Consider the following 15,143-nt stretch of genomic DNA (forward strand, 5'->3'; position numbering starts at 1 on the left):
TCAGGAAGATGCCTCGCAGCCTCAAGAAGGGCCCCTTCGTCGACGAGCACCTGCTCCGCAAGGTCGCCTCGCAGAACGAAGCCGGCAGCAAGAACGTCATCAAGACCTGGTCGCGTCGCTCGATGATCGTCCCCGCCATGCTCGGGCACACGATCGCCGTGCACGACGGCCGCAAGCACATCCCGGTGTTCGTCACCGAGACCATGGTCGGGCACAAGCTCGGAGAGTTCGCGCCCACCCGCACCTTCCGTGGACACGTGAAGGACGACAAGAAGGGCCGCCGCCGCTGACCGCGGTGGTGTGAAGGAGGAAGAAATGGTGGAGTCGATCGCCCGCGTGCGACACATCCGCGTCACCCCCATGAAGGCTCGCCGCGTCGTCAACCTGATCCGCGGCAAGCAGGCTCAGGAGGCGCTCGCCATCCTGAAGTTCGCGCCCCAGGGTGCGAGCGAGCCGGTGTACAAGCTCGTCGCCTCGGCCATCGCGAACGCTCGCGTCAAGGCCGATGCCTCGAACACCTACCTGGACGAGCAGGACCTCTACGTGAAGACGGCGTTCGTCGACGAGGGCACGACCCTCAAGCGATTCCAGCCGCGCGCGCAGGGCCGTGCCTTCCGCATCAACAAGCGAACGAGCCACATCACCGTTGTGCTCGCCACGCCCGAGGAGGGTACGAAGTAATGGGTCAGAAGGTCAACCCGTACGGCTTCCGTCTCGGCATCACCACCGACCACGTGTCGCGGTGGTTCTCCGACTCGAAGAAGCCCGGACAGCGTTACGCCGACTACCTCGCCGAGGACGTCAAGATCCGGCGCCTGCTCCAGACGTCGCTCGACCGCGCGGGTGTCTCGCGCATCGAGATCGAGCGCACCCGTGACCGCGTCCGCGTGGACATCCACACGGCGCGCCCGGGCATCGTCATCGGCCGCCGCGGCGCCGAGGCCGAGCGCATCCGCGCCGACCTCGAGAAGCTCACCGGCAAGCAGATCCAGCTCAACATCCTCGAGGTGAAGAACCCCGAGGCCGACGCCCAGCTCGTCGCGCAGGGCATCGCCGAGCAGCTCTCCGCCCGCGTGGCCTTCCGCCGCGCGATGCGCAAGGGCCTGCAGGGCGCGCAGCGCGCCGGCGCCAAGGGCGTCCGGATCCAGGTGTCGGGCCGTCTCGGCGGCGCCGAGATGAGCCGGTCGGAGTTCTACCGCGAGGGTCGCGTGCCGCTGCACACCCTCCGCGCGAACATCGACTACGGCTTCTACGAGGCCAAGACCACCTTCGGCCGCATCGGCGTGAAGGTCTGGATCTACAAGGGCGACATCACCAACAAGGAGCTCGCTCGCGAGCAGGCGGCCCAGAAGCCGTCGCGTGACCGTAACGACCGTCGCCGCGCGCCGCGCGCGCAGGAGACGGCCGCAGCAGGAGTTGAGGCATAACCATGTTGATTCCCCGTCGAGTCAAGTACCGCAAGCAGCACCACCCCGGCCGTTCCGGCCAGGCCACCGGTGGCACCAAGGTCGCCTTCGGTGAGTACGGCATCCAGGCCCTGAGCCCCGCCTACGTGACGAACCGTCAGATCGAGTCCGCTCGTATCGCCATGACGCGTCACATCAAGCGTGGCGGCAAGGTGTGGATCAACATCTACCCCGACCGTCCGCTCACGAAGAAGCCCGCCGAGACCCGCATGGGTTCCGGTAAGGGTTCGCCCGAGTGGTGGGTCGCCAACGTCAAGCCGGGTCGAGTCCTCTTCGAGGTCTCGGGCGTCTCCGAGGAACTCGCTCGCGAGGCCATGACCCGTGCCATCCACAAGCTGCCCCTCAAGGCACGCATCATCAAGCGCGAGGAGGGCGACGCATAATGGCCGTCGGTTCCAAGGAGCTCGCTATCGTCGAGCTCGACACCTTCGAGGACGAGCGTCTCGTCGACGAGCTGAAGAAGGCCAAGGAGGAGCTGTTCAACCTCCGCTTCCAGGCCGCCACGGGTCAGCTCGAGAGCCACGGCCGCCTCAAGGCCGTGAAGCGCGACATCGCCCGCATCTACACGGTCATCCGTGAGCGCGAGCTCGGCATCCGTGCCACGCCCGCGCCGGTCGAGGCGCCCGCAGCGCCTGCGAAGAAGACGAAGAAGGCCAAGGCCGCCGATGAGGCGGCCGAGGCCGAGACGAAGGAGGCCTGATCATGGCTGAGACCAAGAAGGCTGCGGCCGAGGTCGCCGAGACGGCCGAGCTCGTCCGCGGTTACCGCAAGGTCCGTCGCGGCTACGTCGTCAGCGACAAGATGGACAAGACCATCGTCGTCGAGGTCGAGGACCGCGTGAAGCACCCGCTGTACGGCAAGGTCATGCGCCGTACGTCGAAGGTCAAGGCGCACGACGAGCAGAACACCGCCGGTATCGGCGACCTCGTCGTGATCTCCGAGACCCGCCCGCTCAGCGCCACCAAGCGCTGGCGCCTGGTCGAGATCGTCGAGAAGGCCAAGTAAGCCCCCGGGCTTGCTTCCCAGAAGGAGTACGAAGTGATTCAGCAGGAATCCCGGCTCAAGGTCGCCGACAACACGGGTGCCAAGGAGCTGCTCACCATCCGCGTCCTCGGCGGATCCAACCGCCGGTACGCGGGCCTGGGCGACGTCATCGTCGCCACGGTCAAGGACGCCATCCCCGGTGGCAACGTGAAGAAGGGCGACGTCGTCAAGGCGGTCGTCGTCCGCACCGCGAAGGAGACCCGTCGTCCCGACGGCTCCTACATCAAGTTCGACGAGAACGCCGCGGTGATCCTCAAGAACGACGGTGACCCCCGTGGCACCCGCATCTTCGGGCCGGTCGGCCGGGAGCTCCGCGACAAGAAGTTCATGAAGATCATCTCGCTGGCGCCGGAGGTGCTGTAAGACATGGCGAAGATCAAGAAGGGCGACCTCGTCGAGGTCATCTCGGGCCGCAGCCAGGCCCGCGGCGGCGACCGCGGCAAGCAGGGTCGCGTCATCGAGGTCCTGGTCGACCAGAACCGCGTCGTGGTCGAGGGCGTCAACTACGTCACGAAGCACGTGCGCGTCGGCCAGACGCAGCGCGGCTCGAAGACCGGCGGCATCGAGACCCACGAGGCCCCGATCCACGTGTCGAACGTCGCGATCGTGGACCCCGAGACGAAGAAGCCGACCCGCGTCGGCTTCCGCAACGAGACCGTCACCAAGGACGGCGTCACCAAGACGGTCCGCGTCCGGTACGCGAAGAAGTCAGGTAAGGACCTGTAATGACTGACACCACGACTGCCGCGCCGGCTGGCAAGATCCAGCCGCGCCTCAAGCAGAAGTACAAGACCGACATCACGAAGACCCTCACCGAGGCGAACGGCTACGCCAACCCGCACCAGGTTCCCGGTCTCGTGAAGATCGTCGTGAACATGGGCGTCGGCGAGGCCGCGCGCGACGGCAAGGTCATCGACGGTGCGATCGCCGATCTCACCAAGATCACCGGCCAGAAGCCGCAGGTCACGAAGGCCCGCAAGTCCATCGCGCAGTTCAAGCTGCGCGAGGGCCAGCCGATCGGTGCGCACGTCACGCTGCGCGGCGACCGCATGTGGGAGTTCCTCGACCGCCTGCTCTCGCTGGCGCTGCCCCGCATCCGCGACTTCCGCGGACTGTCGGACCGCCAGTTCGACGGCACCGGCAACTACACCTTCGGTCTCACGGAGCAGTCCGTGTTCCACGAGATCGACCAGGACAAGATCGACCGCGTCCGCGGCATGGACATCACCGTGGTGACCACCGCCAAGACGGACGACGAGGGTCGCGCGCTGCTCAAGGCGCTCGGCTTCCCGTTCAAGTCGACCGACAACGCGTAGTAGACTCTACGAGTTTGTGCCCCGCGCGGGCCGGGCACCGGACACGTCCGGAGCCCGGCCGGCGGGACATCCGGGGGCACGCAACCGCGTGCCGCCACCACCACAGGTCAGTCCCCGTGTAACGGGTCCTGAAACCTGGTGAACGTAAGGAAGACATAGTCATGACGATGACCGACCCGGTCGCTGACATGCTGACGCGCCTTCGCAACGCGAACTCGGCGCACCACGACACCGTGTCGATGCCGCACTCCAAGCTCAAGGGCCACATCGCCGAGATCCTCGAGTCCGAGGGCTACATCTCCGGCTTCGAGATCACCGACGCCCGCGTCGGCAAGACGCTCACGCTGAAGCTGAAGTTCGGCCCGAACCGCGAGCGTTCGATCGCGGGCATCAAGCGCGTGTCGAAGCCCGGCCTCCGCGTGTACGCGAAGTCGACCGAGATCCCCAAGGTGCTCGGCGGCCTCGGCGTCGCGATCCTGTCCACTTCCAGCGGTCTGCTCACCGACCGCCAGGCCGAGAAGAAGGGCGTGGGTGGGGAAGTCCTCGCCTACGTGTGGTAGATCCATGTCACGAATCGGACGACTCCCCATCGACATCCCGGCAGGGGTCGACGTGAAGGTCGACGGCCGCGCCGTCACCGTGAAGGGCCCGAAGGGCGAGCTGGCGCTCACCGTCGCCCAGCCCATCGAGGTCAAGGTCGAGGACAGCCAGGTCCTCGTCACCCGCCCCGACGACGAGCGCGCGTCGCGCGCGCTGCACGGCCTCACGCGCACCCTCATCGCCAACAACATCATCGGCGTCACCCAGGGCTACTCCAAGGGCCTCGAGATCGTCGGCACCGGATACCGCGTCGCCCAGAAGGGCTCCTCGGTCGAGTTCGCGCTCGGCTTCTCGCACCCGGTCACCGTCGAGGCGCCGAACGGCATCACCCTGACGGTGGAGGGCAACAACAAGCTCACCGTCTCGGGCATCGACAAGCAGGCCGTGGGCGAGACCGCCGCCAACATCCGCAAGATCAAGAAGCCCGAGCCCTACAAGGGCAAGGGCATCCGCTACGCCGGCGAGGTCGTGCGTCGCAAGGCCGGAAAGGCTGGTAAGTAATCATGGCCGTCAAGAGCAAGTCGGCTGCGCGTACGCGCCGCCACACCCGGCTTCGCAAGAAGATCGTCGGCACCGAGCAGCGTCCCCGTCTCGTGGTGACGCGGTCGGCCCGCCACGTCTTCGTGCAGGTCGTGGACGACAGCAAGGGCCACACCGTGGCATCCGCCTCGACCATGGAGGCCGACCTCCGTGCGTTCGAGGGTGACAAGACCGCCAAGGCGAAGAAGGTCGGCGAGCTCGTCGCCGAGCGCGCCAAGCAGGCGGGCATCGAGTCGGTCGTGTTCGACCGCGGCGGCAACAAGTACGCCGGTCGTGTCGCAGCGATCGCCGACGGAGCGCGAGAGGCAGGGCTGAACCTGTGAGCGAGAAGAACCAGAAGGAGACCGAGGTGACCACCGCTGAGGCACCCGTCGAGACGGCAGCCTCCTCGGAGCCGCCGCGCAACGAGCGCGAGGGCCGCCGTGGCGGCCGCGACCGCGGCCAGGGCCGCGACCGCCGCGACCGCGACGCCGAGAAGAGCCAGTTCCTCGAGCGCGTGGTCACCATCAACCGCGTGTCGAAGGTCGTCAAGGGCGGCCGTCGCTTCAGCTTCACGGCGCTCGTCGTCGTGGGCGACGGCAACGGCCTCGTCGGCGTCGGCTACGGCAAGGCCCGCGAGGTGCCGACGGCGATCTCGAAGGGCGTCGAGGAGGCGAAGAAGAACTTCTTCCGCGTCCCGCGCGTCGGTTCGTCGATCCCGCACCCCGTGCAGGGCGAGGCGGCCGCCGGTGTGGTGCTGCTGCGCCCGGCCGGCCCCGGTACCGGTGTCATCGCCGGTGGCCCGGTCCGCGCCGTGCTCGAGTGCGCCGGCATCCACGACGTGCTGAGCAAGTCGCTCGGCTCGTCGAACACCATCAACATCGTGCACGCGACCGTCGAGGCGCTGAAGCAGCTCGAGGAGCCGCGCGCCGTCGCCGCCCGTCGTGGCCTGGACTACGACGAGGTCGCGCCGGCCCGTCTGCTGCGTGCCGAGGCCCAGGCGGCCGAGGCCGCCGCCGCAGCGAAGGCAGGTGCCTGATGGCCAAGCTCAAGGTGACCCAGATCAAGTCCAAGGTGAGCGAGAAGCAGAACCAGCGCGACACGCTGCGCAGCCTCGGTCTGAAGAAGATCGGCCAGAGCGTCGTGCGCGAGGACACCCCCCAGGTGCGCGGCTACGTCAACACGGTCGCCCACCTCGTGAAGGTTGAGGAGATCGACTGATGGCTGACGAGAAGAAGGACGCCGTCGCCGAGGAGACCCCGAAGAAGGCTCCGGCGAAGAAGGCGGCCGCGAAGCCCGCCGCCGAGAAGAAGGCCCCGGCGAAGGCCGCGGCCGAGAAGAAGGCGCCGGCCAAGGCCGCCGCCGAGAAGAAGGCCCCGGCCAAGGCCGCCGCCGCCAAGTCCGACGACGCGAAGGCCGAGAAGGCCCCCGCCAAGAAGGCCCCGGCGAAGAAGGCCCCCGCCAAGAAGGCGTCCGAGGACGTCGTGCGCGAGCCGGTCCTCAAGGTGCACCACCTGCGCCCCGCGCCCGGTGCCAAGAAGGACCGCACCCGCGTGGGTCGCGGTGAGGGCTCGAAGGGCAAGACCGCCGGTCGCGGCACGAAGGGCACCAAGGCCCGCAACACCGTGCGCCCCGGCTTCGAGGGTGGCCAGCTTCCGTACCACATGCGTGCGCCGAAGCTGCGCGGCTTCAAGAACCCGTTCCGCGTGGAGTACCAGGTGGTCAACCTGGCCAAGCTCGCCGAGCTGTACCCCAAGGGCGGCGACGTGACCGTCGACGACCTGGTGGCCAAGGGCGCCGTTCGCAAGAACGAGCGCGTCAAGGTGCTCGGCAACGGCGACATCCAGGTCAAGCTCAACGTGTCGGTCGACAAGGTCTCCGGCTCGGCGGAGCAGAAGATCGTCGCCGCCGGCGGCTCGGTCAACTAGGACCACTGCACCACACACGGAATTCGAGCCTGTCGGGACCTCGCGTATGATTCACGGGGGTCTCGACAGGCTCGAGCCGCATTCATGCTGACTGCGGCGTCAGTAACAGGAGGACGAGTGTTCAACGCCATCGGGCGGATCTTCCGCACCCCCGATCTTCGCCGGAAGATCGGCTTCACGCTGGGCATCATCGCCCTGTTCCGCCTCGGCTCGTTCATCCCGGCGCCGTTCGTGGACTTCGGCAACGTGCAGCAGTGCCTGGCGGCGAACCAGGGTGCCTCGGGTCTCTACGAGCTCGTCAACCTGTTCTCCGGCGGCGCGCTGCTCCAGCTGTCGATCTTCGCGCTCGGCATCATGCCGTACATCACCGCGTCGATCATCACGCAGCTGCTGCGTGTGGTCATCCCGCACTTCGAGACCCTCTACAAGGAGGGCCAGGCGGGCCAGGCGCGCCTCACGCAGTACACCCGCTACCTGACGATCGCGCTGGCCGTCCTCCAGTCGACGACCCTGATCACGGTCGCCCGCTCCGGCGCGCTCTTCCCGGCCAACTCCGACCCGGCGTGCTCGCAGCTCATCACCAACGACGCCTGGTACGCGATCCTGCTCATGGTCATCACCATGACCGCGGGCACCGGCCTCATCATGTGGCTCGGCGAGCTCGTGACCGAGCGCGGCGTCGGCAACGGCATGTCGCTGCTCATCTTCACCTCGATCGCCGCGACCTTCCCCGGCTCGCTGTGGGGGATCGCCATCTCGCGCGGCTTCGACGTCTTCGCGGTCGTGCTCGCGGTCGGCCTGCTGGTCGTCGTGGCCGTCGTCTTCGTCGAGCAGTCGCAGCGCCGCATCCCGGTCCAGTACGCCAAGCGGATGGTCGGGCGCCGGACCTACGGCGGCAACAACACCTACATCCCGATCAAGGTGAACATGGCCGGCGTCGTGCCCGTCATCTTCGCCTCGTCGCTGCTGTACCTGCCCGCCCTCATCGCCCAGTTCAACCAGCCCGCCGCCGGCGAGGAGCCCGCGGCCTGGGTCGTGTGGGTCACGAACAACCTGACCTCGGGCGACAGCGGCCTGTACATGGCCGTGTACCTCCTCCTCATCATCGGCTTCACCTACTTCTACGTGGCGATCACCTTCAACCCGGACGAGGTCGCCGAGAACATGAAGAAGTACGGCGGGTTCATCCCCGGCATCCGCGCCGGCCGTCCGACGGCGGAGTACCTCGACTACGTGCTCACCCGCATCACGCTCCCCGGCTCGATCTACCTCGGCCTCATCGCGCTGCTGCCGCTGTTCGCGTTCTCGCTGTTCGGCGCGAACCAGAACTTCCCGTTCGGCGGAGCCTCGATCCTGATCATCGTCGGCGTCGGCCTCGAGACGGTCAAGCAGATCGACGCCCAGCTCCAGCAGCGCCACTACGAAGGACTCCTCCGATGACGCACGCCGCCCCCTCCGCCCGCTTCCTGATCGTCGGCCCGCAGGGCTCCGGCAAGGGCACGCAGGGCGTGCTCGTCGCCGAGGCGTTCGACGTGCCGCAGGTGGCCACGGGCGACATCTTCCGCGAGAACGTCAAGGGCGGCACCGACCTCGGCAAGCAGGTCCAGGCCATCATCGAGGCGGGCGACCTCGTCCCCGACGAGCTCACGAGCGCCCTCGTCCGCGACCGCCTCGAGCAGGCCGACGCCGAGCGCGGGTTCCTGCTCGACGGGTACCCGCGCAACCGCGGGCAGGTCGACGACCTCGAGGCGTTCCTGTCGGGCCGCGAGGAGTCCCTCGACGCCGTGATCGAACTCGTGGTGCCGAAGGAGGAGTCGATCGAACGGCTCCGCCAGCGCGCGATCGACCAGGGTCGCACCGACGACACCGAGCAGGTCATCGCGAACCGCCTCGCGATCTACGAGCGCGAGACGGCGCCGATCCTCGACGTGTACCGCGAGCAGGGCATCGTCGTGCGCGTCGACGGCGTCGGCGGACTCGACGAGGTGACCGAGCGGATCTTCTCGGCCCTCGCCGAGCGCGGGCTCGAGGCGGACGCCGCCGGCGCGGGCGACGCGGCGACCGCCTAAGGCGGACCGGCGACTCAGCTCGCCATGATCCCGGAGAGCTCCGCGAGCAGTCCCCGGTAGTCGGTCGCGCCGCGCACGAGGCGGCGCACGTTCTCGGGGTCGGAGAACGCCTCGACGAACTGGTCGAAGACCGGCTGGAACTCGGCGCGGCCGTGCTCCGCGAAGGCGATGAACGCCACGACGTGGACCTGGGCGTCGCCCCACTGCACGGGGTGCTCGTCGATCGCGATGGCGATCGCGCTCCGCGCGGCCGTCATGGTCATGGCGTGCGGCACGGCGAGCAGGTCCGTGAACGCCGTCGACGACATCCGCTCACGCTCCAGCGCGCCTCGCACGTAGGCCTCGTCGATCACGTCGGCGGCGATCATGCGGTCGCCGAGCAGCCGGATCACGCCCTCCCGGTCGCGCCCGCCGACGCCCCGCACGAACAGGTCGGCTCCGATCGAGTCGGCGAGGGTACGGGCGAGCCGTGCGCGGCGCCGCCCGCGGCGCAGCCGCGCGACCTCGGCACGGACCCGCTCGACATCGTCGTCGGTGGGGATGGGAGCGACCGTCACGACCGCCGGCATCGGCGAGGTGGGCGGCAGGACGCCGACCACCAGGTCGGCCTCGGCCGGGTCGTCGAAGGAGAGCTCGACCTCGTCGCCGAGCGCGGTGCGCAGCCGCTGCACGAGCAGCTCCCGCGTGTCGTGGTAGCCCGGCACGTCGACCGCGAGGCGGAGCACGTCCCCGCGGGCGCGCGTGCGCTCGAGCTGCGCGCCCAGGTGCATCGCGAGGTAGGCGATCTCGTCGTCGTTGACGGTGATGCCCTCGAGGCGCCCGAGCTCGCTCGCGAGGAACACGGCGAGGTCGTAGATCAGGGGGTACGACGACTTGATGGACGCCGTGAGCGGATTTCGGGAGTAGCTCTGCTCGGCGGACCGGGCGGCGAGGTTCTCGACGTGCAACGCGAGCCGCTCGATGAACTCCTCGTCCCCGAGCTCGACGAGCCAGTCGCGTGAGATCCGCTCGACGATGCTGCGGATGACCTGCGCTCGCGCGGGGCCGCTGCGCGGCGTGGCGGCCCGGGTGCCGATCAGGCGAGCGAGGTGCCGGAGCTCGGCCGGGGGCAGGCGCACGCCGTACTCGTCGCGGACGAGGCCGTCGACCAGCGCCTCGATGGGCTCGAGACCGTGGTCGGGCGCGGTGGCGGCGGTCTCGCCCGGCGATCCTGGAGCACCGGACTCCGCGGTCTCGGGCCCGGCCTCGCCGCTCGCGGCATCCGACCCCTCCACCAGCAGGTGGTCGCGCCCGACCCGGTCGAGCGCGATCGCGACGTGCAGCAGCACGTCGTCGAGCGCGTACTCGTTCGGCGCGTAGTCGGCGGCGCGTAGGCCCTCGATGAGCGCCGCCCGGAAGCCGTCCATGCGCGGGAAGCCGGCGCGCAGCGTCGAGAGGTCGCGCACGCCGCGTCGCCCCTCGTCGCGCACCAGCGTGCCGACGAGGCGCCGCATCGCGCTCTCCGGACCGACCAGGCGCACGCGGCTGCCCTCGCGCTCGAGGGTGAGCCCGCTGCCCTTCAGCCGGGCGCGGACGCGTCCGAGGTCGGCCTCGATCGTCGATTCGCTCAGGTACGCCTCGGCGGCGACGGCATGCACGTCCAGCCCGTCGCGAGCATCGAGCAGGTCGCGCATGAGCCGGGCGCGCCGCCCCTCCGGACCGACCTCGCCGTCCTGTCCGCGCGCGTGCAGCAGTCGCGCCCACGCGCCGCGGTCGAGGCGGTAGCCCTCAGGGCCCGACTCGACGACCGTCTCGCCGCTCGCATTCGCCTGCGACGCGTAGCTTCGGATGGTCCGGGGCGTCACGGCCAGCCGGTCGGCGAGGCGAGCGGCGGTGACCCACCCGTCCTCCGCGAGCGCCTCGACGAGGCGTTCCCATTTCTCCGACACGTGCGTCCGCCTCCCGCCCGACCGCGGGTCCGATCGCCCGCGTTGCGATGGCAGACAGTCAACCATCGCGGGAGCCGGCTCGGGGGCCATCGGCGCCCAATCTTCCGGGGGTGCGGAAGTCGATCTGTTGGCGGCTCCGCGTCGGGCGGGAGGACACTCGGAGGAGTTCGCGGCGGACGCCGTGACCGATCGAAGAGGACCGGGCGAAGCTCGGCGAGGAGGCCGAAGATGCGGATCGTCGTGGTGTGCGGCGCCGGTGCATCGAGCACCTTCGCCGCGTTGCGCATCCGTCGCGCCGCCGAGGCGCGCGGAGTCGCCGCCGACGTGCGGGCCGCGGGGGAGCAGACGCTCCCCGACGCCCTCGAGGGTGCCGACGCGCTGCTCGTGGGAACCCACCTCGGCGGGCACCTCGCCTCGCTCCGGGAACTCGCCGACGCGGCATCCGTGCCGCTCGCGGTGCTGCCCGACGAGACCCGCGTGCTCGACGGCGACGCCGCCCTCGACCTCGCGATCGCCCTCACGGGAGGTCGATCGTGAACGACACGCCGAACCCGCGCACTCCCGTTCCCTGCGCGAACCCACGGGTCTATGGTGAACACGGGAACGGACGCCAGCGACGGAGGCCGGAGACATGGTGGAGCGCACTGTTCGAGTCGGATCGAGCCACGGACTGCACGCCAGGCCGGCCAAGCTGTTCACGCAGGCCGCAGCCCAGTCGGGATCGAGTGTCACGATCGCCAAGGCGGGCGCCGCGCCCGTCAACGCGGCGAGCATCCTCGCCGTCATCGCGCAGGGGATCGACCATGGCGACGAGGTCACCGTGGCGGTCGACGGCGGCGAGGAGCAGCGCGTGCTCGACGAGCTCGTCGAGCTGCTCAGCACCGACCACGACGAATAGCGAGCGGCGTCCGTCGCCCATCCAACCGAACGGGGAGGGCGAGTGATGGAGTTCAGAGGTACCGGGATCGGCCAGGGTGTGGCCGTCGGACCGGTCGTGCGGATGGCGGAACGACTGCCGGAGCCCGTCGACCGACCGAGTCACCTCGACCCGGCCCGCGAGGAGGACCGCGCACGCGGCTCGCTCTCGGTCGTGGCCGAGGAGCTGCAGCGCAAGGGCCGCCAGGCCGGCGGCTCGGCCCAGGACGTGCTCGAGGCCCAGGCGATGATGGCCGAGGACCCGACGCTCATCGAGGACGTGGTGAAGCGCCTCGCCGAGGGCAAGACCGCCGAGCGCGCCGTCTACGAGGCGTTCGCGGCGTTCCGCGACCTGCTCTCGTCGATGGGCGGGTACATGGGGGAGCGCGCCGCCGACCTGGACGACGTCTCGCAGCGCGTGGTCGCGCACCTGCTCAAGGTGCCCGCGCCCGGCGTGCCGAACCCCGGTCATCCTTTCGTGCTGGTGGCGCGAGACCTCGCGCCGGCCGACACGGCCCTGCTCGACCTCGGCCAGGTGCTCGGCCTCGTCACCATCGACGGCGGCCCGACCTCGCACACCGCGATCCTCGCCCGCGAGAAGTCGATCGTCGCGATCGTCGGCGCCGCGGATGCCGCGAGCCTCGCCGACGGCGACACCGTCATCGTCGACGCGGAGAACGACGTCGTCGTCCAGTCGCCGTCACCCGACGAGGTCGCCGCGGCGAAGGAGCGCATCGCGGAGCGAGCCGCTCGCGCCGCAGCGCCCATCACGCCGGGGGCCCTGGCCGACGGCACCTCGGTGCCGCTGCTGGCCAACCTCGGCTCCGCCGACGGTGCGGCGAACGCGGTGGAGCTCGGGGCCGAGGGCGTCGGGCTCTTCCGCACCGAGTTCCTCTTCCTCGACGCCGACCGGGCGCCGAGCGTCGGCGAGCAGCAGGAGCAGTACACGCGCCTGCTCGCGGCCTTCCCAGGACGCAAGGTGGTCGTGCGCGTGCTCGACGCCGGCGCCGACAAGCCGCTGGCGTTCCTGAACGACGCCGACGAGGAGAACCCCGCCCTCGGGCTGCGCGGCATCCGCGCCCTCCGGCACGCCGAGGTCATCCTGCGCGAGCAGCTCACGGCGCTCGCCGCGGCCGACGCCGCGACCGAGGCCGATCTCTGGGTCATGGCGCCCATGATCGCCACCGTCGACGAGACCGCCTACTTCACGCAGCTGTGCCGCGAGCTCGGGCTCAAGACGGCGGGCGTGATGGTCGAGACGCCGTCCGCGGCGCTCATCGCCGACCGCATCCTCTCGGTCGCCGACTTCGCGTCGATCGGCACGAACGACCTCACCCAGTACACGATGGCCGCCGACCGACTGCTCGGCACCGTCGCGAACCTGCAGGACCCGTGGGCCCCCGCCGTGCTCCGGCTCGTGTCGGAGGTCGGCGCCGCCGGCGCCGAGCTCGGCAAGCCGGTGGGCATCTGCGGCGAGGCCGCCGCCGATCCGATGCTCGCGGTGGTGCTCGTCGGCCTCGGAGCCACCACCCTGTCGATGTCGCCATCGGCACTCGCAGACGTCCGCGCCTCCCTCGCGCGGTACACCCGGGAGGATGCCGAGCGCATCGCCCGGGCAGCCCTGGCCGCAGAGGGAGCGGCCGAGGCGAAGCAGGCGGCGAAAGAGGCCGCCGAGTCCGCACCCACCCCGAGCGGCACGAACGTGCCGTGACCCAGCACTGGAGGCATCATGACGACGACGTCAGCTGAGGCGAAGCGACCGGGCGGAGCCCGAGTCGCCGTCCAGCGCTTCGGAACCTTCCTCAGCGGCATGATCATGCCGAACATCGCGGCATTCATCGCCTGGGGGTTCATCACCGCGCTGTTCATCCAGGTCGGGCCCTTCCCGATCCCGGAGATCGGCGGCTTCCCGAGCCCGGACGGCACGGAGAACGTCGGCCTGGTCGGCCCGATGATCACCTACCTGCTGCCGCTGCTCATCGCCAACATGGGCGGCCGGATGGTCTACGACACCCGAGGCGGCGTCGTGGGCACCATCGCGACCGTCGGCGTCATCGTCGGCGCCGGCATCCCGATGTTCATCGGCGCCATGATCATGGGCCCGCTCGCGGCCTGGGTCATGAAGCAGGTCGACCGCCTCTGGGAGGGCAAGATCAAGGCCGGCTTCGAGATGCTGGTCAACAACTTCTCCGCCGGCATCGTCGGCATGCTGCTCGCTCTCGTCGGCTTCTACGCGTTCGCGCCGGCCGTGACCGCGGTCAGCAACGGCCTCGAGGCCGCGGTGAACTGGCTCGTCCTCGCGGGCCTGCTCCCGCTGGTGTCGATCCTGGTCGAGCCCGGCAAGGTGCTGTTCCTGAACAACGCCATCAACCACGGCGTGTTCACGCCGCTCGGCGTGCAGCAGTCGGAGGAGCAGGGCAAGTCGATCCTCTTCCTCATCGAGGCGAACCCCGGTCCCGGACTCGGCATCCTGCTCGCGTTCGCGATCTTCGGCGTCGGCCTCGCCCGCGCGAGCGCTCCCGGCGCGATCATCATCCAGTTCTTCGGCGGCATCCACGAGATCTACTTCCCGTACGTGCTGATGAAGCCGCTGCTGATCATCGCGGCGATCGCCGGCGGCATGACGGGCGTCGCCACCAACGTGATCTTCGGCTCCGGCCTGCGCGCACCCGCCGCACCCGGATCGATCATCGCGGTGCTGCTGCAGACCGCGTCCGACAGCTACGTCGGCGTGATCCTGTCCGTCGTGTTCGCGGCGACGGTGTCGTTCGTCATCTCCGCGATCATCCTGCGGGCCAGTCGCAAGCGCGACCTCGAGACCGGCGGCGGCGACCTCTCGGCCGCCGTGGCGCAGACCGAGGCGAACAAGGGCAAGCAGTCCAGCGTGCTCGGCTCGCTCCAGGAGGAGGGCGTCGAGGCCGGCGCCGGCCTGATCGACGAGGGCGAGCGCGCCGCGTTCGAGCACAAGCCGATCCACACGATCGTGTTCGCCTGCGATGCGGGCATGGGTTCGTCGGCGATGGGCGCGACGGTCCTGCGGAACAAGATCAAGAAGGCCGGCATCGACAGTGTCACGGTGACCAACAAGGCCATCGCGAACCTGGGCGACGACGTCGATCTCGTGATCACCCACCAGGACCTCACGGACCGCGCCAAGCTGCAGTCCCCGAGCGCCCTGCACATGTCCGTCGAGAACTTCATGAACTCGCCGAAGTACGACGAGATCGTGAACCTGCTCGAATCCGAGGGCGTCCGCTGACGACCTTCCGAGCGGATGACGCGACGCCCGAGACGCGGCCCCACCGAACGTGGCGGTCGCGGCTCGGGCGCCCGCGTCATCCGACCCGGCGGCGGCCGC

At 69.6% G+C, this 15,143-nt stretch carries 22 protein-coding genes; 21 read left to right on the forward strand and 1 reads right to left on the reverse strand.

The annotated features are described in order from the left end of the window. The first annotated feature begins 8 nt into the window (after nucleotides 1-8). The 17 genes from rpsS (at nucleotide 9) to ABME01_RS02345 (ending at nucleotide 8,942) form a co-directional block, all read left to right on the forward strand. A complete protein-coding gene (gene rpsS, locus ABME01_RS02265) occupies nucleotides 9-290 on the forward strand; it encodes a 30S ribosomal protein S19 (RefSeq protein ID WP_155052793.1) in 282 nt (93 codons plus the stop codon). 25 nt (nucleotides 291-315) lie between these two features. After that, nucleotides 316-681 (forward strand): 50S ribosomal protein L22, encoded by a 366-nt coding sequence (rplV, locus tag ABME01_RS02270; RefSeq protein WP_353826736.1) that lies wholly within the window; start codon nucleotides 316-318, stop codon nucleotides 679-681. Further along, complete coding sequence (gene rpsC, locus ABME01_RS02275; protein ID WP_353826737.1) at nucleotides 681-1,427, forward strand: 30S ribosomal protein S3; 747 nt, start codon at nucleotides 681-683, stop codon at nucleotides 1,425-1,427. Before rplV ends, rpsC begins: the two co-directional genes overlap by 1 nt. A 2-nt stretch (nucleotides 1,428-1,429) precedes the next feature. Further along, complete coding sequence (rplP, locus tag ABME01_RS02280; RefSeq protein ID WP_353826738.1) at nucleotides 1,430-1,849, forward strand: 50S ribosomal protein L16; 420 nt, start codon at nucleotides 1,430-1,432, stop codon at nucleotides 1,847-1,849. After that, nucleotides 1,849-2,166, forward strand: coding sequence for a 50S ribosomal protein L29 (gene rpmC / locus ABME01_RS02285; protein ID WP_353826739.1), 318 nt, complete (start codon nucleotides 1,849-1,851; stop codon nucleotides 2,164-2,166). Before rplP ends, rpmC begins: the two co-directional genes overlap by 1 nt. Nucleotides 2,167-2,168: 2 nt before the next feature. Then, on the forward strand, nucleotides 2,169-2,471 hold the full coding sequence (rpsQ, locus tag ABME01_RS02290; RefSeq protein WP_129233338.1) for a 30S ribosomal protein S17: 303 nt from the start codon (nucleotides 2,169-2,171) through the stop codon (nucleotides 2,469-2,471). Between the two features lie 33 nt (nucleotides 2,472-2,504). Next, nucleotides 2,505-2,873 carry a 50S ribosomal protein L14 gene (gene rplN, locus ABME01_RS02295; RefSeq protein ID WP_353826740.1) on the forward strand — a complete coding sequence of 123 codons (369 nt, stop codon included), beginning with the start codon at nucleotides 2,505-2,507 and terminating at the stop codon, nucleotides 2,871-2,873. Between the two features lie 3 nt (nucleotides 2,874-2,876). After that, entirely contained in the window at nucleotides 2,877-3,236 is a 360-nt protein-coding gene (gene rplX, locus ABME01_RS02300; protein WP_353826741.1) for a 50S ribosomal protein L24, read from the forward strand. After that, complete coding sequence (gene rplE / locus ABME01_RS02305) at nucleotides 3,236-3,826, forward strand: 50S ribosomal protein L5 (protein WP_353826742.1); 591 nt, start codon at nucleotides 3,236-3,238, stop codon at nucleotides 3,824-3,826. Before rplX ends, rplE begins: the two co-directional genes overlap by 1 nt. Before the next feature lie 161 nt (nucleotides 3,827-3,987). Beyond that, nucleotides 3,988-4,386, forward strand: coding sequence for a 30S ribosomal protein S8 (gene rpsH / locus ABME01_RS02310; protein ID WP_344378081.1), 399 nt, complete (start codon nucleotides 3,988-3,990; stop codon nucleotides 4,384-4,386). A gap of 4 nt (nucleotides 4,387-4,390) precedes the next feature. Next, on the forward strand, nucleotides 4,391-4,927 hold the full coding sequence (gene rplF / locus ABME01_RS02315; RefSeq protein WP_353826743.1) for a 50S ribosomal protein L6: 537 nt from the start codon (nucleotides 4,391-4,393) through the stop codon (nucleotides 4,925-4,927). A gap of 2 nt (nucleotides 4,928-4,929) precedes the next feature. Further along, nucleotides 4,930-5,289, forward strand: a complete 360-nt coding sequence (rplR, locus tag ABME01_RS02320; RefSeq protein WP_353826744.1) for a 50S ribosomal protein L18 — start codon at nucleotides 4,930-4,932, stop codon at nucleotides 5,287-5,289. Then, the gene (gene rpsE / locus ABME01_RS02325) at nucleotides 5,286-5,984 is read left to right on the forward strand and encodes a 30S ribosomal protein S5 (protein WP_425546259.1); all 699 of its coding nucleotides are present in this window, start codon (nucleotides 5,286-5,288) and stop codon (nucleotides 5,982-5,984) included. Before rplR ends, rpsE begins: the two co-directional genes overlap by 4 nt. Then, nucleotides 5,984-6,166: a 50S ribosomal protein L30 gene (gene rpmD / locus ABME01_RS02330; RefSeq protein ID WP_344378089.1), complete on the forward strand. Its 183-nt coding sequence runs from the start codon at nucleotides 5,984-5,986 to the stop codon at nucleotides 6,164-6,166. Before rpsE ends, rpmD begins: the two co-directional genes overlap by 1 nt. Beyond that, entirely contained in the window at nucleotides 6,166-6,873 is a 708-nt protein-coding gene (gene rplO, locus ABME01_RS02335; RefSeq protein WP_353826745.1) for a 50S ribosomal protein L15, read from the forward strand. Before rpmD ends, rplO begins: the two co-directional genes overlap by 1 nt. Nucleotides 6,874-6,990: 117 nt before the next feature. Next, nucleotides 6,991-8,313, forward strand: a complete 1,323-nt coding sequence (gene secY / locus ABME01_RS02340; RefSeq protein WP_353826746.1) for a preprotein translocase subunit SecY — start codon at nucleotides 6,991-6,993, stop codon at nucleotides 8,311-8,313. After that, nucleotides 8,310-8,942 (forward strand): adenylate kinase, encoded by a 633-nt coding sequence (locus tag ABME01_RS02345; RefSeq protein ID WP_353826747.1) that lies wholly within the window; start codon nucleotides 8,310-8,312, stop codon nucleotides 8,940-8,942. Before secY ends, ABME01_RS02345 begins: the two co-directional genes overlap by 4 nt. A 14-nt stretch (nucleotides 8,943-8,956) precedes the next feature. Here ABME01_RS02345 and ABME01_RS02350 read toward each other — a convergent pair whose 3' ends face one another. Beyond that, nucleotides 8,957-10,870 (reverse strand): BglG family transcription antiterminator, encoded by a 1,914-nt coding sequence (locus ABME01_RS02350; RefSeq protein WP_353826748.1) that lies wholly within the window; start codon nucleotides 10,868-10,870, stop codon nucleotides 8,957-8,959. Nucleotides 10,871-11,098: 228 nt separating this feature from the next. On the opposite strand from ABME01_RS02350, the gene ABME01_RS02355 reads away from it, so the two are divergent. The 4 genes from ABME01_RS02355 to ABME01_RS02370 all read left to right on the forward strand — a co-directional run bounded on the left by ABME01_RS02355 (nucleotide 11,099) and on the right by ABME01_RS02370 (nucleotide 15,044). Further along, nucleotides 11,099-11,407 carry a PTS sugar transporter subunit IIB gene (locus ABME01_RS02355; RefSeq protein WP_353826749.1) on the forward strand — a complete coding sequence of 103 codons (309 nt, stop codon included), beginning with the start codon at nucleotides 11,099-11,101 and terminating at the stop codon, nucleotides 11,405-11,407. Between the two features lie 94 nt (nucleotides 11,408-11,501). Then, nucleotides 11,502-11,768, forward strand: coding sequence for an HPr family phosphocarrier protein (locus tag ABME01_RS02360; protein ID WP_353826750.1), 267 nt, complete (start codon nucleotides 11,502-11,504; stop codon nucleotides 11,766-11,768). 45 nt (nucleotides 11,769-11,813) lie between these two features. Beyond that, nucleotides 11,814-13,496: a phosphoenolpyruvate--protein phosphotransferase gene (gene ptsP / locus ABME01_RS02365; protein WP_353826751.1), complete on the forward strand. Its 1,683-nt coding sequence runs from the start codon at nucleotides 11,814-11,816 to the stop codon at nucleotides 13,494-13,496. Between the two features lie 18 nt (nucleotides 13,497-13,514). Further along, entirely contained in the window at nucleotides 13,515-15,044 is a 1,530-nt protein-coding gene (locus ABME01_RS02370; RefSeq protein WP_353826752.1) for a PTS mannitol transporter subunit IIBC, read from the forward strand. The last annotated feature ends 99 nt before the right edge of the window (nucleotides 15,045-15,143 follow it).

It is taken from the genome of Agromyces litoreus (assembly GCF_040496015.1).
Taxonomy (GTDB): domain Bacteria; phylum Actinomycetota; class Actinomycetes; order Actinomycetales; family Microbacteriaceae; genus Agromyces; species Agromyces litoreus.